The 19959-nt window shown below is 65.4% G+C and carries 20 protein-coding genes; 13 read left to right on the forward strand and 7 right to left on the reverse strand.

Annotation, left to right across the window (positions count from 1 at the left end):
• Nucleotides 1-92 precede the first annotated feature (92 nt).
• Nucleotides 93-1124 (forward strand): tRNA (adenosine(37)-N6)-threonylcarbamoyltransferase complex transferase subunit TsaD, encoded by a 1032-nt coding sequence (gene tsaD, locus CEY08_RS10835; protein WP_042793734.1) that lies wholly within the window; start codon nt 93-95, stop codon nt 1122-1124.
• 50 nt (nt 1125-1174) lie between these two features.
• Here tsaD and plsY read toward each other — a convergent pair whose 3' ends face one another.
• Nucleotides 1175-1816, reverse strand: a complete 642-nt coding sequence (plsY, locus tag CEY08_RS10840) for a glycerol-3-phosphate 1-O-acyltransferase PlsY (protein ID WP_042793733.1) — start codon at nt 1814-1816, stop codon at nt 1175-1177.
• A 188-nt stretch (nt 1817-2004) separates the two neighbouring features.
• Here plsY and surE point away from each other — a divergent pair, with 188 nt between their 5' ends.
• From surE to rlmD, 7 genes are all read left to right on the forward strand, one after another.
• On the forward strand, nt 2005-2763 hold the full coding sequence (surE, locus tag CEY08_RS10845) for a 5'/3'-nucleotidase SurE (protein ID WP_063640125.1): 759 nt from the start codon (nt 2005-2007) through the stop codon (nt 2761-2763).
• A complete protein-coding gene (locus CEY08_RS10850) occupies nt 2748-3572 on the forward strand; it encodes a protein-L-isoaspartate(D-aspartate) O-methyltransferase (protein WP_063960907.1) in 825 nt (274 codons plus the stop codon). Before surE ends, CEY08_RS10850 begins: the two co-directional genes overlap by 16 nt.
• Before the next feature lie 17 nt (nt 3573-3589).
• Nucleotides 3590-4444: a peptidoglycan DD-metalloendopeptidase family protein gene (locus CEY08_RS10855; RefSeq protein WP_042793730.1), complete on the forward strand. Its 855-nt coding sequence runs from the start codon at nt 3590-3592 to the stop codon at nt 4442-4444.
• Nucleotides 4441-5220, forward strand: a complete 780-nt coding sequence (locus CEY08_RS10860; RefSeq protein WP_063640127.1) for a 3'-5' exonuclease — start codon at nt 4441-4443, stop codon at nt 5218-5220. Before CEY08_RS10855 ends, CEY08_RS10860 begins: the two co-directional genes overlap by 4 nt.
• Before the next feature lie 179 nt (nt 5221-5399).
• Nucleotides 5400-6005 (forward strand): hypothetical protein, encoded by a 606-nt coding sequence (locus CEY08_RS10865; protein ID WP_042793729.1) that lies wholly within the window; start codon nt 5400-5402, stop codon nt 6003-6005.
• Nucleotides 6006-6361: 356 nt separating this feature from the next.
• Nucleotides 6362-7114 carry a TorF family putative porin gene (locus CEY08_RS10870; RefSeq protein WP_042793728.1) on the forward strand — a complete coding sequence of 251 codons (753 nt, stop codon included), beginning with the start codon at nt 6362-6364 and terminating at the stop codon, nt 7112-7114.
• Nucleotides 7115-7294: 180 nt separating this feature from the next.
• Nucleotides 7295-8782 (forward strand): 23S rRNA (uracil(1939)-C(5))-methyltransferase RlmD, encoded by a 1488-nt coding sequence (rlmD, locus tag CEY08_RS10875; RefSeq protein WP_042793727.1) that lies wholly within the window; start codon nt 7295-7297, stop codon nt 8780-8782.
• 22 nt (nt 8783-8804) lie between these two features.
• On the opposite strand, the gene cueR is transcribed toward rlmD, so the two are convergent.
• Entirely contained in the window at nt 8805-9197 is a 393-nt protein-coding gene (cueR, locus tag CEY08_RS10880) for a Cu(I)-responsive transcriptional regulator (protein ID WP_042793726.1), read from the reverse strand.
• 124 nt (nt 9198-9321) lie between these two features.
• Between cueR and CEY08_RS10885 the strand changes: the two genes are divergently transcribed.
• The 3 genes from CEY08_RS10885 to CEY08_RS10895 all read left to right on the forward strand — a co-directional run bounded on the left by CEY08_RS10885 (nt 9322) and on the right by CEY08_RS10895 (nt 12081).
• The gene (locus CEY08_RS10885; RefSeq protein WP_042793725.1) at nt 9322-9522 is read left to right on the forward strand and encodes a heavy-metal-associated domain-containing protein; all 201 of its coding nucleotides are present in this window, start codon (nt 9322-9324) and stop codon (nt 9520-9522) included.
• A gap of 175 nt (nt 9523-9697) precedes the next feature.
• A complete protein-coding gene (locus CEY08_RS10890; RefSeq protein ID WP_076813723.1) occupies nt 9698-10426 on the forward strand; it encodes a glutathione peroxidase in 729 nt (242 codons plus the stop codon).
• Between the two features lie 218 nt (nt 10427-10644).
• Nucleotides 10645-12081, forward strand: coding sequence for a dihydrolipoyl dehydrogenase (locus CEY08_RS10895; RefSeq protein ID WP_076813721.1), 1437 nt, complete (start codon nt 10645-10647; stop codon nt 12079-12081).
• Between the two features lie 103 nt (nt 12082-12184).
• Here the strand turns inward: CEY08_RS10895 and CEY08_RS10900 are convergent, their stop codons facing one another.
• From CEY08_RS10900 to CEY08_RS10910, 3 genes are all read right to left on the reverse strand, one after another.
• Nucleotides 12185-13075, reverse strand: a complete 891-nt coding sequence (locus CEY08_RS10900; RefSeq protein WP_063640131.1) for a 23S rRNA (adenine(2030)-N(6))-methyltransferase RlmJ — start codon at nt 13073-13075, stop codon at nt 12185-12187.
• Between the two features lie 12 nt (nt 13076-13087).
• Nucleotides 13088-13837 (reverse strand): glycerophosphodiester phosphodiesterase, encoded by a 750-nt coding sequence (ugpQ, locus tag CEY08_RS10905; protein ID WP_042793721.1) that lies wholly within the window; start codon nt 13835-13837, stop codon nt 13088-13090.
• Nucleotides 13838-13946: 109 nt separating this feature from the next.
• Nucleotides 13947-15239, reverse strand: coding sequence for a M20/M25/M40 family metallo-hydrolase (locus tag CEY08_RS10910; protein ID WP_076813718.1), 1293 nt, complete (start codon nt 15237-15239; stop codon nt 13947-13949).
• A gap of 344 nt (nt 15240-15583) precedes the next feature.
• Between CEY08_RS10910 and CEY08_RS10915 the strand changes: the two genes are divergently transcribed.
• Nucleotides 15584-17545, forward strand: a complete 1962-nt coding sequence (locus CEY08_RS10915; protein WP_042793719.1) for a SurA N-terminal domain-containing protein — start codon at nt 15584-15586, stop codon at nt 17543-17545.
• Between the two features lie 11 nt (nt 17546-17556).
• Here CEY08_RS10915 and CEY08_RS10920 read toward each other — a convergent pair whose 3' ends face one another.
• Entirely contained in the window at nt 17557-18204 is a 648-nt protein-coding gene (locus CEY08_RS10920; protein ID WP_042793718.1) for an arylesterase, read from the reverse strand.
• Here CEY08_RS10920 and CEY08_RS10925 point away from each other — a divergent pair.
• Nucleotides 18203-18880 (forward strand): ABC transporter ATP-binding protein, encoded by a 678-nt coding sequence (locus CEY08_RS10925; RefSeq protein ID WP_063960905.1) that lies wholly within the window; start codon nt 18203-18205, stop codon nt 18878-18880. The two genes, CEY08_RS10920 and CEY08_RS10925, sit on opposite strands and share 2 nt — an antisense overlap.
• Nucleotides 18881-18973: 93 nt before the next feature.
• On the opposite strand, the gene CEY08_RS10930 is transcribed toward CEY08_RS10925, so the two are convergent.
• Nucleotides 18974-19957, reverse strand: coding sequence for an ABC transporter substrate-binding protein (locus CEY08_RS10930; protein WP_076813715.1), 984 nt, complete (start codon nt 19955-19957; stop codon nt 18974-18976).
• Between the last annotated feature and the right edge of the window lie 2 nt (nt 19958-19959).

Here is a 19959-nt window from a genome sequence, read left to right on the forward strand (position 1 = left end):
TTTGCAGGATTGCGGGTTGTTGTGGGCGGGCCGGGTTGCCCGCCAGTTTTATCAAAGGGCGTATTTTCGCATCAGTTGTAAACTCTGCCGCCATGATTATTCTCGGCTTTGAAAGCTCCTGCGACGAAACCGGTGTCGCAGCCGTCTGTACCGAACGGGGCCTGCTCGCGCATGCGTTGCACTCCCAGATCGCCATGCACCAGGAATACGGGGGCGTGGTGCCGGAACTCGCCTCGCGCGACCATATTCGCCGGGTCGTGCCATTGACACGCCAGGTGCTCGACGAGGCGGGTCTGCAAATGTCCGATATCGGGGCGGTGGCCTATACGGCCGGCCCGGGTCTGGCTGGCGCCTTGCTGGTCGGCGCCAGCGTCGCGCAGTCGTTCGCCTGGTCGCGCCATCTGCCTGCCATTGGCATCCATCACCTGGAAGGCCACTTGCTGTCACCGATGCTGGCGGATCCTCGGCCGGACTTCCCATTTGTGGCGCTGCTGGTGTCCGGCGGGCACACGCAGCTGATGCGTGTGGACGGGGTCGGTCGCTACGAGCTGCTCGGCGAAACGCTGGACGACGCAGCCGGCGAGGCATTCGACAAGTCCGCCAAGCTGATGGGCCTGGGCTACCCGGGCGGGCCGGCGCTGTCCCGGCTGGCTGCCAGCGGCGATCCTTCGCGTTTCGATCTGCCCCGGCCGATGTTGCATAGCGGGGACCTGGATTTCAGCTTCAGCGGCCTGAAAACGGCGGTGCTGACCCGGGTCAAGGCTGCCGAAGCGGCGGGCGGGCTGGACGACCAGACGCGCGCCGATCTGGCCGCCGCCACGCAGGCCGCCATCGTGGAAGTGTTGGCGGCTAAGGCCATCCGCGCCTTGAAACAGACGGGGCTGAAGCGCCTGGTGGTCGCTGGCGGAGTGGGCGCGAACCTGTTGCTGCGCGCCAAGCTGGACGCCGCCCTTAAGCCGCTCAAGGCGCGTGCCTACTTCCCGCCGCTGGCGCTGTGCACCGACAACGGCGCCATGATCGCCTTTGCAGCCGCGGAGCGCGTCAAGGCGGGCCTGGCGACGCTGGATCCCGACGCACACAGCTTTACCGTGAAGCCGCGCTGGGACCTGGCGGACATCGCCTGAAATGAAAAGGGCGGCCCCCAAGGCCGCCCCATCTTGCGCGCGCGTGGCGCTTATTTCTTCTTGCCGCTGCCGATGCGGCTCTCGGTGCCCTGCACAAGGCGGGTGATATTGGCGCGGTGGCGATAGAACAGCAGGGCGCTGATGACCGCCAGGGCAATGCCCAAGGGAGCCTGAGCGTACCAGGCCAGGCCGGAGCCAAAGACGTAGTACACGGGGGCGAAAAAAGCCGCGACGAGCGAAGCCAGGGACGAATAGCGGAAAAACACCGCCACGATGAGCCAGGTCGCCGCCGTGGCGACCGCCAGCCAGGGCTGGATTGCTACCAGCACGCCCAAGGCGGTGGCCACGCCCTTGCCGCCCTTGAAACCCAGGAATATCGGGTACAGATGGCCCAGGAAGGCAGCCAGGGCCACCAATGCGAGCGCCACTGGAGAAATTCCGGGAGCTAGCTGCTCTGCCAGCCAGACCGCGAACCAGCCCTTGGCAGCGTCGCCCAGCAGCGTCAGCGCGGCGGCGGTTTTGTTGCCGGTCCGCAGTACGTTCGTGGCGCCCGGGTTCTTGGAACCGTAGCTGCGGGGGTCCTGCAGGCCCATGAGCTTGCTGACCACCACCGCGAACGGCACGGAGCCGATCAGGTAGGCCAGCAGGACCAGGGCAGCGCTGAACGCCAGGGAGGGGTCGTTTATCGCCATGGAGTGGGTCCGTTGTTGTTGTGTTGTTGCCGTAATGGGTGCGGATTCTACCGCGCCCGGGGTCGGGTCCGGCTACGGGTTATCGAGCGGGGCGCCGGCTCCCGGTTGCCAGCCGATCGTACGGAAGGAGGCGGCGGACGGTACAATCCGACGCGTTCACCCGCGTTTTATTTTCTTTCGGATGCACAATGCGAATTCTGGTTTCGAACGATGATGGTTATTCGGCCCCTGGCCTCGAGGCGCTGGTCGAGGCGCTGCAAGGCCTGGGCGATCTCACCGTCGTCGCGCCGGAGACCAACCATAGCGGCGCCTCCAATTCGCTGACGCTGAACCGGCCACTGTCGGTGCGCACCGCCTCCAACGGCTTCATCGCCGTCAACGGCACGCCCTCCGATTGCGTGCACGTGGCGCTTACGGGCCTCATGGATACGCGGCCGGACCTGGTGGTGTCCGGCATCAATAACGGAGCCAACATGGGCGACGACACGCTGTATTCGGGCACCGTGGCCGCCGCCAGCGAAGGATATCTGTTCGGCATCCCCGCCATTGCTTTTTCGCTGGCTGAAAAGGGTTGGGCGCACATCGATTCCGCTGCGCGCGCCGCGCGCCTCGTGGTCGAGCGTCACCTTGCCCAGCCGCTGGCTGCGCCGGTGCTGCTGAACGTCAATATTCCCAGCCGCCGCTTCGAAGACATGCACGGCTTTGCGGTGACGCGCCTGGGCAAGCGCCATCCGTCGCAGCCCGTTGTGCGCACGACCACGCCCTATGGCGATACCGTCTATTGGATCGGACCCGTGGGCATGGCTGCCGATGCGGCGCCAGGCACGGACTTTCACGCTGTCGAGCAAGGCACGGTGTCGGTCACGCCGCTGCGCCTGGACCTGACCCAGCACAGCCAGCTCGACGAGATCCGTACCTGGGCGGAGCCGCTATGCGCAAACGCGTAAGCCAACCAGATGTGAGCCAACCCGTGCCCGGGCGCACCGGACCGGTGCGCTACGACTCGGGCAGGCTCAGCCCTGGCGTCACGCCGGCCAACAGCAATACCCGCATTTCCGCGGCCACGCTGCAACGCCAGACACAGGCCCCCGCGCCCGCGTCCGGCAGCAATCTGGGTTTGAACTCCGACCGCTTGCGCCAGGCCATGGTGGAACGCCTGCGGGCGCAGGGCATTACCGATGAACGCGTGCTCAACGCCATGGGCGCCGTGCCGCGTCACCTGTTCGTCGACGAGGCGCTCGCCAGTCGTGCCTACGAAGACGCGGCGCTGCCCATCGGCCATTCGCAGACCATCTCGCAGCCCTGGGTTGTGGCGCGCATGATCGCCGCGGCCTGCGACGACCGCACGCCCACCCGCGTGCTGGAAGTCGGCGCGGGTTGCGGATACCAGGCCGCGGTGCTTGCGCAGTTCGTGCGCGAGGTCCATACCATCGAACGCATCCGCGGCCTGTACGAGCTCGCGCGCGAGCATCTGCGCGCCTTGCGGCTGACTACGAGGATTCGTTTGATCTACGGCGACGGCATGCTGGGCCTGCCCGGCGTGGCGCCGTTCGATGCTATCGTTGTGGCTGCCGCTGGCCTTGCCATCCCGCAGGCGCTGCTGTCGCAGCTCGCACCGGGTGGCCGCCTGATCGCTCCAGAAGGGGGCGCCAACCAGCGCCTGGTTCTGATCGAACGCACAGGCGCGGCCAGCTGGAAACGCACTGAATTAGAGGCCGTGCGCTTTGTGCCGCTACGGGCCGGAATACAATCTTGAGCAAACAGGAGAAACGTATGCTCAACGGGCAGTTGCAACTGACCGATATCACCCTGGGCGCGTCCATGACGCGCCTGCGCCGCCCGCTTTTCATCGCGGGGGCCCTCAGCCTGTCCATCCTGGCCGGCTGCGCTTCCAAAGGTACTCGCGCCCCGGTGGTCGACATGACCGGCGGGCAACCCGCGCCGGCTGCTCAGCCCGGCGGTTCCTATGTCGTGAAGCCGGGCGACACGCTCTACAAGATCGCTCGCGCCAACAACGTGGACATCGAGAACGTCAAGCGCTGGAACAACCTCAGCGACCCGAACCAGATCTCTGTCGGCCAGGTCTTGAAGATGTCCGGCAGCGCCAGCGGCTCAGCACAGACCGCGCCCGTCACGGGCACTAAGACGCAGCCGCGTCCGCTGGACCAACCGGAAACGCTGCCGCCACCGACCACCGAAACCACCACGCCGCCGCCGGCGCCGCCTGTTGAAACCAAGCCCGCCACGCGCGCGGCCGACGCGGCCGTCATCAACTGGGCGTGGCCGGCAAGCGGGCAGATCGTGCAGGGCTTCAATTCCAGCACCAAGGGCATCGATATCGCCGGCGCGCTGGGTGACCCGGTCACCGCGGCGGCCGATGGCCTGGTCAAGTACAGCGGCAACGGCGTGCGCGGCCTGGGCAACCTCATCATTGTCGAACACCAGAACGGCTTCATCACGGCCTACGCGCACAACCGCGCCGTGCTGGTGAAGACCGGCCAGACGGTCAAGCGTGGCGCCAAAATCGCCGAACTCGGCCAAAGCGACACGACCTCGCCGCGCCTGCACTTCGAGATCCGCCGCCAAGGCCAGCCGGTGGATCCCATGCAGTACCTGCCCGCCAAATGACGCCCACCCTGGTATTCGACCTGGAAACCATCCCCGACGCCGACGGGCTGCGCAAGCTCAACGGCTGGGGGGCAGAGGTCTCCGACCAGGAAGTCGTCGAACGGGCATTGACCGCGCGCCGCGAGGCCGTCGGCCACGATTTCCTGCCGCTGCATCTGCACAAGGTCGCAGTGGTGGGTTGCGTGTTCCGCGATGACCAGGGCTTTCGCGTCAAGACCCTGGGCCAGCCGGACGATCCCGAAGCGGCCTTGCTGGCCGGCTTTTTCAAGACGATCGAACGCTATACGCCCAAGCTCGTGAGCTGGAACGGTTCGGGTTTCGACCTGCCGGTGCTGCACTACCGCAGCCTGATCCAGGGCGTGCCGGCGCCGCGCTACTGGGACATGGGCGAGGAAGATCGCGACTTCAAGTTCAACAACTACATCTCGCGCTACCATTCCCGCCACCTGGACCTGATGGACCTCCTGGCCAAGTACAACGGCCGCGCCAATGCGCCGCTGGATGAACTGGCCAAGCTTTGTGGTTTCCCCGGCAAGCTCGGCATGGACGGCAGCAAAGTGTGGGAGGCCTGGAGCCAGGGCCGCGCCGACGAGGTGCGCGCTTATTGTGAGACGGACGTGGTCAACACCTGGCTGGTGTATTGCCGTTTCCGTTTCCTGCGTGGCGAACTCGACCGCACCGCCTACGAGGCCGAAATCGCGTTGGTGCGAGACACCCTCAGCGCCAGCGATGCGCCGCACTGGAAGGAATACATGGCGGCCTGGGACGCCAACTGATCGCGCTGGCCGCGGAAGATTCGTCTTTCGTCATACAGCATGGAACGGGGCCCGCGCGGCCCCGTTTGCGCGTCTGGAACATGCGCAATCGACTGAAACATTGCTTGCGCCAGCGAAACCTGGATGAAACCGGGGCGATCGCACAATGGCCTCGCTTTCTTCACTTTCAGGAGACCTACATGTCCCGATTCGCTATCCGCTCCAATTTGGCCGCTCTTGCACTTGTCGCCGCGACGGGCGGCCTGGTGGCCGGTTCCGTCATGGCTGCTCCTCCTCCCGCCGGTGACGGCGGTCCCGCCGCCATGCACGACGGCCAGCGCGGCGGCTTTCACAAAGGCATGCGCGACGGCCTGTTCATTCCTGGCCTCGGTCCCGTGACCAAGGCCCAAGTCGCCGAGCTCAAGCTGGACGACAAGCAGCAGGCCCTGTTCAAGACCGCTCAGGACGGACAGCGCAGCTTGCACGAAGCCATGCGCGCATCGGGCGATAAGCGCCACGACTTGCTCAAGGCGCAGCTGGACAGCGGCAAGCTGGATCCTCGCGCCTTGGTGGAGCAATCCGAAAAATCGCGTGAGGCCTTCGGTGCACAGGCCAAGCAGGTGCGCGATCAGTGGCTGGCCGTTTGGGATAGCCTGAATGAAACCCAGCGCGGCCAGGTGACCAAGTTCGTCAAGGATCGCCAAGCCAAGATGCAGGAACGCCACGCCCGCATGGAAGGCCGCCACGGCAAGGGCAGGGCCGAAGCGCCCGCGGCCGCGGCGCCGGCGGCTCCCGCAGCCAACTAAGCCCGCAGCAGGCCAAGATCCCCGGCAAGGCGCCGGGCCGGACCCCGACACGCACGCGTGCCGGGGTTTTTTATTGGCGATCCCGGATTGCGGGGCCGCCGGTTGCCGCCGGGCCCCGGTTTGGCGCGGATTCCCTGTTTTGAGGCATGAGTGCGTGCGTGCCCGCCCGCTTTCGCACTGTCCTGGTGCGGGGCGGGCGTGTCTGGGGGCGCACGCGCGGCCATATCCGGTCGTGGCATACCTGGCACGGACATTGCTTCATGGAAGGAAACCGGTATCCCTATGCAGCACAGCCGGTCCCCAGGGATGCGCTTGGGCATCCTCCTTCTCGACAAATCCGATCAGGACTCCGCACCATGAAGAAGACGTTGCTAGCCGTGCCTTTTGCGTTCGCAGCTTGTTTCGCCGCGACGGCGCAGGCCGAACCCACCGACCTGGGCGGCGGATTCTCCCTCAGCGGCAACGCCGCCATCGTCAGCGACTACCGCTTCCGCGGCTATTCGCAGACCGACTTCCGGCCTGCCGTGCAACTGGGTTTCGATCTGACGCATAGTTCCGGCTTCTATCTGGGCAACTGGAACTCCAACGTGTCCGATTTTGTCTTCACGGACGGCAACCTGGAGATGGACTTCTACGGTGGCTGGAAGGGCGACGTGGGCGGCGGCTTTACGCTGGACGCGGGTGTGCTGCATTACTACTACCCGGGGTCCAGCTCGCCGAAGGGCGGCAACTACAACAATACCGACCTCTATCTGGGCGCGTCGTATGGCAACTACAGCCTGAAGTACTCCTATACGCCCAGCGATTTCTTCAGCACGCCGGATAGCAAGGGCACCTGGTACCTCGACGGTACCGCCAACTTCGATCTCGGCGATGGCTGGGGCCTGGTCGGCCACCTGGGCTATCAGAAGCTGAAGAACCAGACCAACATGGACGGCGACTCCATTGGCCATTACGTCGACTACAAGGTCGGCGTGACCAAGGACCTCAAGGGCTGGATCCTGGGTCTGGCCGCCGTGGGCGCGACCAAGGACAACTGGCTGCCGACCAAATATGGCCATCCTTCGGGCCGCCTGGGCGCAGTCTTCTCCGTGGCGCGTTCTTTCTGACGGGTATCCGTGGCGGCGCCTGACAGCGCCGGCATTGGGCTTGCCCCAGGCGGCGACATGAACCGCTTCGGGCAGCCCTTTTTTCATGGCGGGGGCGTTCCGGCCCCGATGCAGCCATTTCCAGGATCGGCCGCAGTCCTTTTACAATAATGGGTTGCGTGTAATTCTGGACTGCGTGAGATGTCTGACGTTTTGAGTATTGAATCCCTGGACCTGGAAGCCAGGGGTATCGCCCGCCGCGACGGGAAAGTCGTCTTCGTGGAAGGCGCCTTGCCCGGCGAACGGGTCACGGCCGTCACGGTGCGCCGCAAGCCGTCCTACGAGATTGCGCGGCTGGATGAAGTGCTGCGGCCCTCGTCGCAGCGCGTGACGCCGCGGTGCCCGCATTTCGGCGTCTGTGGCGGCTGTGCCATGCAGCATCTGGAGCCCAGCACGCAGGTGGCTATCAAGCAGCGTTCGCTGGAAGACACGTTCTGGCACGTCGGCAAGCTGCGTCCCGCGCGCATCCTGGCGCCGCTGCAAGGTCCGACCTGGGGCTATCGCTACCGCGCCCGCCTGTCGGTGCGCGTGGTGCCGAAGAAAGGCGGCGTGCTGGTCGGGTTCCACGAGCGCAAAAGCAGCTATGTAGCCGACATGCGCGAATGCCACGTGCTGCCACGCCACGTCAGCGATTTGCTGATCCCGCTGCGCGAAATGATCGGTTCCATGTCGGCGCCGGACCGCATGCCGCAGATTGAAGTGTCGCTGGGCGAGGGCGTGACCGCGTTGGTCCTGCGCCACTTGCTGCCGCTGACCGACGGCGACATCGCCATCCTGCGCGCCTTTGCCGCCAAGCATAACGTGCAGTGGTGGCTGCAGGCCAAGGGCCCGGACACCGTGCATCCGCTTGAACGCGAACATGGCGACACGCTGGCCTACACCATGCCGGAATTCGGCCTGCGCATGCCGTACCGGCCGACCGACTTTACCCAGGTCAACCACGCCATCAACCGTGCGATGGTGTCGCGCGCGTTGAAGCTCCTCGAAGTCCAGCCGACCGACCGCGTGGCGGATCTGTTCTGTGGACTCGGCAACTTCACGCTGCCGCTCGCAACGCAGGGCAGGGAGGCGGTCGGCGTGGAAGGCAGCAAGGCGCTGACCGACCGCGCTTTCGATGCGGCGTCGCGCCACGGCCTGGCCGACCGCACCAGCTTTGCCACCTTGAACCTGTTCGAGGTAGACGTGGATTGGCTGCGTGGCCTGGGCTATTTCGACCGCATGTTGATCGATCCGCCGCGCGAAGGCGCGCAGGCGGTGGCGCAGGCGCTGTCACAATTGGAGGCGCACGAGCGCCCCGTGCGCATCGTGTATGTCTCCTGTAATCCGGCCACGCTGGCGCGCGATGCGGCCATCATGGCGCATGAAGGCGGCTATGTGCTCAAGAGCGCGGGCGTGATCAACATGTTCCCCCATACGGGCCATGTCGAGTCCATCGCCGTGTTTGAATCGCTGGACGCCGAAGGCATCCAGAACGTGCGGGAACGTGCCCGCCAACGTGCCATCCAGGCCGCGGCGGACGCCGCAGCCGCCGAAGAAGCGAAGGAGGCTGCCGCCGCCGAGAAGGCGGCCGCCAAGCAGGCCGCTACGGACGCCTATCACGCCAAGGTGGCTGCCGAGGCGCAGGACTGATTGCTAGCCAGGCCTGGGCGGCTCAGTGCTTGCAGCTCAGGCCTTCGAGTATCGGGCAGTCCGGCCGGTCGTCGCCGTGGCAATGCGCGGCCAGGTGCTTAAGCGTGGCAGCCATGTCGCGCAGGGCCTCGGCCTTGCGTTCCAGTTCCTGCACGTGTTCCAGCGCGATGCGCTTGACGTCGGCGCTCGCGCGGCTGCGGTCCTTCCACAGGGCCAGCAGTTCATTCATCTGTTCCACCGAAAAACCCAGGTCCCGCGCGCGGCGCACGAAGCGCAAAGTGTGCAGATCGTGCTCGCTATACACGCGGTAGCCGGAATCGGTGCGCCCGGCAGGGTTGATAAGGCCGATGCTTTCGTAGTAGCGGATCATCTTGGCGGAAATGCCGGAACTCTTGGATGCCTCTCCAATATTCATTGCGTTGCTCCTGTATGGCCCGAGTTCGATTCTACGCTTGACCTTGCCATAATTGGAAGGTTTAAGCTGCCTTACATGGTGAACGAAATGACGTTCATCACCCTTGAATCCTCTGGAGATAACTATGAGCATCGAGTTCCAAGTGCCTGACATGACCTGCGGCCATTGCGTCAAGACCATCACCGGCGCGGTGAACCAGGCGGCGCCGGGTGCGACCGTCACGGTGGACTTGCCGACGCACCGTGTCACGGTGACGGGCGCCGACGACGCGGACAAGATCGAAGACGCGATCCGCGACGCGGGCTATCAGCCCCTGCCGGTGTAACTCCTCCAGGCGCGGGGCTGGGCTATGATAGGTCCGGCCTCGCTATGATTATTTCTTCATTGCTAAAAGCTATCTATTCATTGAATTTATTAAATTTGAATAATTGATAGTAAGGATTTATCATTCTTTCCATGGTGGTTAATCAAACAACCCCGCTACCCCAAGGAGAGATTGAATGCTGCAAAACCGCGAAGGCCAACGTGTTCCGAACGTAACGTTCCCGGTCCGTCAGGACAACACCTGGAAAAAGGTCACGTCCGACGACCTGTTCAAGAACAAGACCGTCGTGGTCTTTTCGCTGGCCGGCGCCTTCACGCCGACCTGCTCGTCGACCCATCTGCCGCGCTACAACGAACTGGCTCCCGCGTTTTTCGCCGCCGGCGTGGACAGCATTGTCTGCGTGTCGGTGAACGACACCTTCGTCATGAACGAATGGGCCAAGGACCAGGAATCGGCCAACATCACGCTGTTGCCCGACGGTAATGGCGAGTTCACCGAGGGCATGGGTATGCTGGTCGACAAGAGCGACCTGGGCTTCGGCAAGCGCAGCTGGCGCTACTCCATGCTCGTCAAGGACGGCGTGGTCCAGAAGATGTTCATCGAGCCGGAAAAGGAAGGCGACCCGTTTGAAGTGTCGGACGCCGACACCATGCTGGCTTACTTTGCCCCGTCGGCCAAGAAGCCCGACCAGGTGGTCGTGTTCTCCAAGCCGGGCTGCCCGTTCTGCGTCGAAGCCAAGGCACTGCTGGATGCCAAGGGTTACGCCCCGATCGAGATTCCGCTGGAAAACAAGGTCCGCGGTCGTGTGATCGGCGCCGTGTCGGGCAAGGGCACCGCTCCCCAGGTGTTCATCAATGGTTCGCTGATCGGCGGCCTGGAAGACCTGAAGGCGCACTTCGCCTAAGCGTCTGCAATCCTCGGCTCCGGGCTGGCCCTGGAGCCGGGGCAGGCGGCGGGGCGCCTCGCCGCCCCACCGCCTTCCCTGCGAGTTTCCCTTTTTATGCACCTTTGTACGCGGCCCTGTGCGGGCGCTGCGGGACCGTCTACGTCCTGAGGGTGCGCAACAAGGTGAATCCGCCTTCCTGAATCCTTGCTCCACGCCACATCGGGGGATACCCAGTCATGAAAATTCTGCATACCGACATCGCTGTCATTGGCGCCGGCACCGCCGGCCTGGCCGCCTACCGCGCCGCCCGTGCCGCGGGCCAGCGCGCGCTGCTGATTGAAGGCGGTCCCTACGGCACCACCTGCGCGCGCGTCGGCTGCATGCCTTCCAAGTTGCTGATTGCCGCCGCCGAAGCGGCCCATGGCGCGGCCCATACCGAGCCGTTCGGCGTGCACGTGGGCGGTGAGATCACGGTGGATGGAGCGGAGGTGATGGACCGCGTCAAACGCGAGCGCGATCGTTTCGTGGGCTTCGTGCTGGAGGGCGTGGAGAGCATCCCCGCCGAAGACAAGCTGCGTGGCTATGCGCGTTTCGTGTCCGACACGGTGTTGCGGGTGGATGACCATACCGAGGTCCGCGCCTCCCGCGTCGTGATCGCCACGGGCTCGCGCCCATCCGTGCCGCCGCCATTCCGGGCTTTGGGTGACCGCCTCGTGGTGAACGACGACGTGTTCGCGTGGGACGATTTGCCACGCCGCGTGGCCGTGTTCGGTCCGGGCGTGATCGGGCTGGAACTGGGCCAGGCGCTGGCGCGCCTGGGCGTCGAGGTGCGTGTTTTCGGCGTCAGCGGCAGCCTGGGTGGCATCAGCGATCCCCAAGTGCGCAGTACAGCGCGAAAGATTTTCCAGCGTGAGTTCTACCTGGATCCGGATGCCCGCGTGCTGGAGACGGTCCGTGTGGGCGACGAAGTGGAAGTCCGCTACGTCACGCTCGACAACACCGAGCGCACCGAGCGTTTCGACTATGCCTTGGTGGCCACGGGCCGCCGTGCCAATGTGGACGGCCTGGGACTTGAAAACACGACGCTGGAATTGGACAAGCACGGCGTACCGCAGTTTGACCGCGAGACCATGCAGGCGGGCAGCTCGCCCATATTTATCGCGGGTGACGCCAATGCCGATGCGCCCCTGCTGCACGAGGCCGCCGATGAAGGCCGCATCGCCGGCGAGAACGCGGCCCGCTATCCGGAGGTGCGCAAAGGCTTGCGCCGCGCGCCGTTGGCGGTGGTGTTCTCGGACCCGCAGATCGCCTTGGCAGGCCAGGGATATGCGCGGCTGGTGCCCGGTACGTTCGTGACCGGCGAGGTGGATTTTGGCGACCAGGGCCGATCGCGCGTCATGCTCAAGAACCGCGGCATGTTGCACGTCTACGCCGACATCGAGACCGGCCGCTTCCTCGGCGCCGAAATGGTTGGCCCGAGTGCCGAGCATATCGGTCACTTGCTGGCCTGGGCCGTGCAGCAAGAGCTGACCGTGGCGCGCATGCTTGAGATGCCGTTCTATCACCCCGTGATAGAGGAAGGCCTGCGCACGGCGCTGCGCGACGCGGCGGCGAAGCTGGCCCGGGCGCAGGAGGCGCTGCGGCGGGAAGAACCGGAGAGTGAGCCGGCTTGATGGCGGACGGGCTTGGGCGCGGCTTTGCCACGCTTTGCCCCGTGCTGCGCCCGGAACGAAAAAGGCCACGCTGTTGCGTGGCCTTTTGGCTTTCGGGTCGGTATCAATCGTCCGATTGCTTCTTGGGCACGGGGAACGGATTTTCGCGGAACTGCAGCGTAAAGCCCGCTCGCTCGTCCTGACCCAGCGTGCGCGCCAGATAAGGCATGGCTTGCTTCAGGGCGTCGTGCAACGTCCAGGGCGGATTGATCAGGAACATGCCGCTGCCGTGCAGGCCGTAGCCGTCGATGGCCGCCTTTTTGACGGTCAGGGTGGCATGCAGCCAGCTCTTGACCTTCAGATTTTCGAGGTGGCGCGCCATTTCGTTGGCTTCGCGCCGTTGCACCAGCGGATACCAGACGGCATAGGTACCGGTGGCGAAGCGCTTGACGCATTCCTTGACCGCGGTGAGCGTGCGTCGGTAGTCGTTCTTGTCTTCGTACGAGGGGTCGATCAACACCATGCCGCGTCGGGTGGGCGGCGGCAGCAGCGCCTTGACGCCTTCGAACCCGTCGTCGCCGTAGATGGTGGTCTGGCGTTGCGCGGCGCGGCCCTGGTGTTCCAGGTTGCCGACCAGCGTGTCGATTTCGGTCGGGTGCATTTCAAACAGGCGCAGCCGGTCCGAGGGGCGCAGCGCGTCCAGCGCCAGCCAGGGCGAACCCGGATAGCGCCGCAAGCGGCCATTCGCGTTGTAGCTGCGGATCCGGGCGACGTACTCTGCCAGGATGGGGGGCAGGTCTTCGGCTTCCCACAGGCGGCCGATGCCGTCGGCGAACTCCGACGTCTTGGCGGCCCAGTCGCTGTCCAGGCTGTAGAGCCCGGCGCCGGCGTGCGTGTCCACAACCCAGTAGGGTGCGTCCTTTTTATTGAAGTAATCCAGCGTGTGGATCAGGATGGCGTGCTTGAGCACGTCGGCGTGGTTGCCGGCGTGAAAGGCGTGGCGATAACTGAACACGGGCGTCCTGCCTCAGGCGGCCGGCCGGATGGCGGCCAGCTCGTCGGTGAATATGCCGTCGATGCCCCAGTCGAGCAGCAGGCGGGCGCGCTCCGGGTCATTGACGGTCCAGGCCGCGATGCGGTAACCGGCGGCATGCACCGCGTCGATCAGTTCGCGGGTAGCGTCTTTCTGGTTGATGTTGAGGGCCACGCACTCGTATTTGGCCAGGCGTTCACGCCAGTCGGCGGGGACCTTTTCCACCAACAGCGCGCGCGGCAGTTCGGGGGCGGACTCCAGCGCGGCCTGTAGCGCGTCCTCGGCAAACGAGGACAGCAATGGAGCCTGGGCCGCGCCTTGCCACAACTGGCGCGCGGCCAGCGCCACGGCGCGGCCGGTCTCGGCCTCGCGCCCGGGGCAGGGCTTGATCTCGACGTTGCTCGCGATGCCGTTGGCGACCGTGTAGCGGGCCACGGCGGCGAAGGTGGGCAGCGGTTCGCCAGCATAGGCGGCGGAGTGCCAGCTGCCGAAATCCAGCTGCGCCAGCTCGGCAAAGGTCTTGGTTGCAGCGGGGCCCCGACCGTTGGAGGTCCGGTCCACGTCGTCGTCGTGCATCAGCACCAGCACGTTGTCGCTGCTCAGCTTGACGTCGTATTCAAACATCGTGAAGCCGTGCTCGGCGCCCACGCGCATGGCGGCGAGGGTGTTCTCCGGTGCCAGACGGCCGCCGCCGCGGTGCGCGATGTAACGGGAGTAGGGCCAGGAGGGGAGTTTTGCGCTCATTTGGGTGTTGCTTCGGGTTCTTTTGGTCAGGGTTGCAAGGATACTCCTTCTGCGCGCGGAATCCGGGCAGGCCTGGGGGAGGCGAGCGCGCCCAGGCCTGGCCCAGGGCCTACTTCATGGGCGCCTTGTCTTGGGACACGTCCATGATCATCCGCGCCGCGAGGTACAGGCGCGGCACGATGCTATTGATCTGGATGTACTCGGCGTCGTTGGAGTGCGCGCCAAAGCCGCTCAGGCCCATGCCTTCGATCACCGGGCCGCGCGCCTTCAGGGCGGCGAAGGCGGCGTCGGTGCCGCCGCCACTGGCGCGGTCCACGACTTTCATCGGCAGGTCCAGTTCCTTGTAGATCTGCACGCCGTGCTGCGCGAGCGCGCGCGAGGCCGGCGTGGCTTCCAGCGGCGGGCGTCGGACTTCGAACTTCACGCTGACCTTGGAGTCGGGCAGCAGCTTCTTCTGAATGCGTTCTTCCAGGGTGCGCGATAGCGCGTCGAAGTCGGAGACGCGCAGCGCGCGGGCATCGGCCTGGGCGGTGGCCTGGCCCGGGATGACATTGCGGTTGGTGCCGGCCTGGGCGACGGTCCAGTTCAGCTTCAGCCCTTCCTCAGGTTTGGAAAGCTTGTCCAGCTGCAACAACTGATGCGCCAGTTCATACAAGGCATTGACACCGCCTTCCGGTCGCGCGCCCGCGTGCGACGTCTTGCCCTGTACGGTCAGGTACGCCGCGCCGATGCCGCTGGTGGCCAGCGTCAGGCGAGCTTCAGCGCCGCCGCCCTCAAACGAGAACACCGCGTCCTGGTCGGCGCCCAGGCGGGTAATCGTGCTGCGCGCGCCGGGCGAGCTGATTTCCTCGTCGCCATTGATCAGCACGGTAAGCGTCCCGTAATCCTCAAAGCCCAACTTCTGCAGCAGCGTCACGGTATGGATGATGGTCGCCACGCCGTGCTTGTCGTCGGCGATGCCCAGCCCATAGGCCTTGTCGCCGTCAATACGAAAGGGTTGGTCTTTCAACATGCCGTTGCGGTAGACCGTGTCCATGTGAGCGATCAGCATGATTTTCTTCTGGCCCTTGCCCTTGAACTCGGCATGGACCATGGGGCCGACCTTCTCCGGCGTGTCATCGAGGCGGAAGATGTCGGTGGGCTGGATGATCTCCACCGTTGCACCCAAGGCCTTGAGCCGGTCCCGGATCATGGCGGCGATGCGTTCCACCCCTTCGACGTCCTTGCTGCCAGACTCGATGCCGACCAGGTCGCGCATGGTGTCGAGCATGGCCTGCTGCTGGGCCTGGGCGGCCTCGTGGACGGTGGCGACCGGCGCGGCCAGCGCGGCGGGGGCGCCACCCATGAAGGCCAGGGTCAGGCAGGTGCTGAGTATATGCAGGCGGGGAGATGGGAACGGCATCAATGTTTACCTCTGTGCGTGCGTGGAAGGGACCGCGCCCCGGCGGGCGCGGCGTCAGGGCAGTACGGGCTTACCCTGACAGGCCACGATACGGGGGGCGTAAAGGCCTGGAAATGGTGGTTCCCCGGGTTGACGCGGGGACGGGTTCCGTGCCGCCGGGGCCGGGTGGCGACCCCGGCCGGAGGTTGCGAGGATCCCTGTCTCCCAGCCGAATGAGAAATGCTAAAATCCGCCCGCTGATCCGGTATTGACCGGTATGGGAATAGGGCGAATCGATTTCGCCTTTTTTTATGCGTTTTCTTGCGGCTTCGGGTGTTTGCCTGGGGCGCGGCAACAGGGATTCCATGTTCGAATTTATTCGCAGCCATCGGCGCTGGATGCAGTTCATCCTGCTGCTTCTGATCGTGCCGTCCTTCTTTCTGGTCGGTATACAAGGCTATGACAGCTTTATGCGCGCCGAGCCTGAACTGGCTACGGTCAATGGCCAGCCCGTGTCGCGGGCCGAGTTCGATCAGGCGCACCGCAACCAGCTGGAGCAGTTGCGCCAGCGTCTGGGCGCCCAGTTCGATCCGGCCGTCATTGACACGCCGGCGCTGCGCGAAGGCCTGCTCAATCAACTGATCAATCAGCGCCTGCTGGCCAACGTCGCGGTCGACAACCGTTTCTCGGTTTCCGACGAAACGCTGCGCAATACCATCGCCGCGATTCCTGAAGTTCAGGACAATGGTCGTTTCTCGCCCGAGCGCTATCGCCAGGTGCTGGCTGCGCAAGGCATGTCGCCGACCTCGTTCGAAGCCGGCCTGCGCCGAGACCTGGCGGTCGCCCGCGTGCTGGAGCCCGTCGGTCAGTCGGCCCGTGCGCCGGGCGAAGTCGTGGCTGCGCTGGAAACGGCGCTGACGCAACAACGCACGGTGCAATTGCGCCGCTTCGCCGCTGCCGACTACCGCTCGCAGGTCAGCGTCAGCCCGGCCGACATCCAGGCCTGGTACGACGCCAACAAGCAGCAGCTGCAGATTCCCGAACAGGTCCAGGTCCAGTACCTGGTGCTGGACGAGGCTGCCGCCACGCAGGGCGTGCAGGTCAAGGACGAGGATCTGGCTTCCTATTACGAGCAGAACAAGAACCGCTTCGGCCAGCCTGAACGCCGCCGCGCCAGCCACATCATGATCAACCTGGCGCCCGGCGCCTCGGAAGACGCCCGCAAGGCTGCCCGCGCCAAGGCCGAGGACCTCGCCAGGCAGGCTGCCGCCGATCCCGCGCAGTTTGCCGAGCTGGCCCGCAAGAATTCGCAGGACGCCGGTTCGGCCGCCAATGGCGGCGATCTGGGCTGGCTGGCTCCGGGCATGCTGACCGGTCCCTTGGAAAAGGCCATTTTCGGCCAGGCCAAGGACCAGGTCTCTGGCGTGATCGAAACCCCGTCCGGCCTGCACGTGGTCAAGGTCACCGAAATCCAGCCCGCCGCCATCAAGCCGCTGGCCGAGGTCAAGGACCAGATCACCGCCGAAGTCCGCAAGCAGCTTGCCGCCGTGCGCTTCTCGGAAATGGCCAGCCAGTTGAACAAGCAGGTTTACGACCAGCGCGACAGCCTGCAGCCCGCCGCCGACACCGTCGGCCTGAAGCTGCGCACCGCATCCGGCGTGACCCGCGAAGGCCTGCTGCCCGCCGACAAGGCTGGTCCGGGTTCGGCTGCCGCCAGCCCGGATGCCGCGCTGCTGGACAACCCCCGCGTGCGCCAGGTGCTGTTCTCGCCCGACGTGTTGCGTGAAAAGCAGAATTCCGGCGTGATCGAACTGTCGCCCGACACCATGCTGGCCTTGCGCGTTGCCGCTGTCGAACCGGCCCACGTGCCGCCGCTGGACAAGGTTTCCGACACGATCCGCGCCAAACTGCTGGACGAACGCTCCGCCGAAGCCGCCAAGAAGGCCGGCGAGGCCGCGCTGGCTGCCGATAAGGCCAATCCCGCCGCCACGCCCGAGGGCTTTGGCGCGCCCGTGATCGTCTCGCGCCAGGATCCCAAGGATCTGCCGCGTCCGGTCCTGGATGCCGTCATGCGCCTGCCGGCTGCCACGCTGCCGGCCTACGCTGGCGTGCAATCGGGTTCGGATTACACGCTGGCGCGCCTGGAGAAGGTTGAGGCCGGCACGGTCGACCCGGCCGACAAGGAACGTCTGGCGCAGCAGTTGTCGGGCGCCTGGGGCCAGGCCGAAAACGAAGCCATGCTGCGCATGCTGCGTGAAGAGTACAAGGTGCAAGTGCTGCCCGCGGCCGCCGCGGTCATCCGCGGCGATCAGCCGGCAGCCGGCTGATCAAGCCGAAATCAGTTCAACAGTGGCCGCAGCGTCGGCCACACGTTGTCCAGTAGCAGAGGCTGGGCATCCTCGTTCGGATGGATGCCGTCGGCCTGGAACATCGCCCGGTTCGTTGCAATACCTTCCATCAGGAAGGGCACGAGCCGGGCGTTTTCGTCTTTGGCGACCGAAGGGAATACCTGGGCGAACCGCTGGGTGTAGTCGCGGCCGTAATTGGGCGGTATCTGCATGCCGACGATCAGGACCTGCGCATCGGCCTTGCGCGCCGCCTGGGCCATGGTGCGCAGATTCTGCTCGGTCATGGACAAGGGCAGGCCGCGTAACGCGTCGTTGGAGCCCAGCTCCAGCACCACCACGGCCGGCGCATGCTGGCGCAGTAATGCGGGCAGGCGGGCCACGCCGCCGCTGGTCGTATCACCGCTGATGCTGGCGTTGACGACCTGGTACTTGGGGTATTGTTCCGCTACGCGCGCGGAGAGCAGCGGCACCCAACCCGTGCCGCGCTTGATGCCGTATTCGGCGGACAGGCTGTCGCCCAGGACCAGTACGGTGCGCGGAGCGGAACCCTGGGCCGCGGAAGCGGTCTGAGCGTGGGCGGGCGCCACGATGGCGGCCGCCGCGGCGGTCATGAGTAGCAGACGGGAAAATAGGCGCATGGATAGCAAGAATTCGATCGAGGTGAAAGGGCTGGGCAAGCAGGTAGCCGATGCCGGCGGGACGCTCTCCATCCTGGAAGGTATCGATTTTACGGTCGAGGCGGGTAGCGCGGTCGCCATCACGGGCAGCTCGGGGTCCGGCAAGTCCACGCTGTTGGGACTGCTGGCGGGCCTGGATGTTCCCAGCGCGGGCAGTGTGCGCCTGGCCGGACAGGACTTGTTTGCACTGGATGAGGATGGCCGCGCGCGTCTGCGCGCCAACCACGTGGGATTCGTATTCCAGTCGTTCCAGTTGCTGCCGAACCTGACGGCGCTGGAAAACGTCATGCTGCCCCTGGAGCTGGCCGGGCAATCAGCCCGCGACGCGGCGCAGGCCATGCTGGAGCGAGTGGGGCTGGGCAAGCGCCTGCATCACTACCCCCGCACCCTGTCGGGCGGAGAGCAACAGCGCGTGTCGCTCGCCCGCGCATTCGTAGTGCAGCCAGACCTGCTATTCGCCGACGAGCCCACCGGCAGCCTGGATGCCGCCACGGGCGTAACGGTTATCGACCTGATGTTCGACCTGCATCGGGAACACGGCACCACGCTGGTGCTGGTGACCCACGACCCGCAGCTCGCCGCCCGTTGCGGACGGCAATTGGTGCTGGCTGCGGGGCGCCTGACCAACGGCGCCTGACACCGACCCCGGCCCACCGCCGGGCCGCCCCAAGGTGGGCCCCCCCCCTCGGGGGGCAGCAAGCCCCGAAAGGGGCGCGGCGTGGGGGGGCTTCTACTTACCCTTAGCCACCGCCTGGTTCCAGGCAGAAACCACCGCTTCATACTCCTTTGCCGCCGCATCCTGGCTGACCGGGAAGATCTTGATGCTCTTCAGGTCGGGAAGGGTGGTCAGGTTTGCCACGGCCACGTCCGTGCGCGTGGGGCGGCGGAAGTTCTTCACCAGTTGCGCTTCTTGCGATTCCTTGCTCAGCAGGCCGTCGTACAGGGCCTTGGCGGCATCCATGTTCTTCGCGCCCTTGATGATGAACATGCCTTCAGGCGCCAGGTAGCTGCCCTCGGTCGGATAGACCAGCTTGATCTCCTTCTGGCCGCCTGCCACGTATTCCTGCGCGGCGTATTCCAGCGTCATGCCCACGGCGTATTCGCCTGCGGCCACGCCCTTGTAAGTCGTGCCCGAGGACGCCGTGACCACGGCGTTGGCCGCGATCTTGTCCAGGCCTTCCTGGCCGAACTGCTTATACAGTCCATACACCAGCATGTAGGCCGTGCCGCTCTTGGACGGGTCCGTGATGGCGAATTTGTTTTTCCACTGAGGTTGCATCAGGTCCGACCAGGTGGCCGGGGCCGCCAGGCCCTTGAGCTGGCGTTCGTTGACCATCATCACCATCACGTGCACATTGGTCCCGACCCACAGGTCGTCCGGACCGCGGAATTCGGCGGGGATCTTGTCCAGGTCGACCGGTCGGTAGGGCTGCAGATGCTGGCGGTACGCGCCCAGCGTGCCGAAGCCGCCGCTCCAGAACAGGTCGCCGCGCGGGTTCTGCGCTTCGGCTTCGATGCGCTTCATCATCGTGCCGGTGCCGCCGGTGACAGGCTGCACGTTCAGCTTGGGCGACTTCTGCTTCACCGCGTCCAGGGCGGTTTCGATCGTCTCCGTGTTGTTGGACGAATAGAGCACGACGTTCTGGGCCTGGGCGGCGCCGGTTGCCAGGGCGGCGGACAGGACGCTGTACTGAAGTAGGTGCTTGAGTTGCATGG

Origin of the sequence: Achromobacter insolitus (assembly GCF_002209555.1) — a bacterium.
GTDB classification, from domain to species: Bacteria; Pseudomonadota; Gammaproteobacteria; order Burkholderiales; family Burkholderiaceae_B; genus Achromobacter; species Achromobacter insolitus.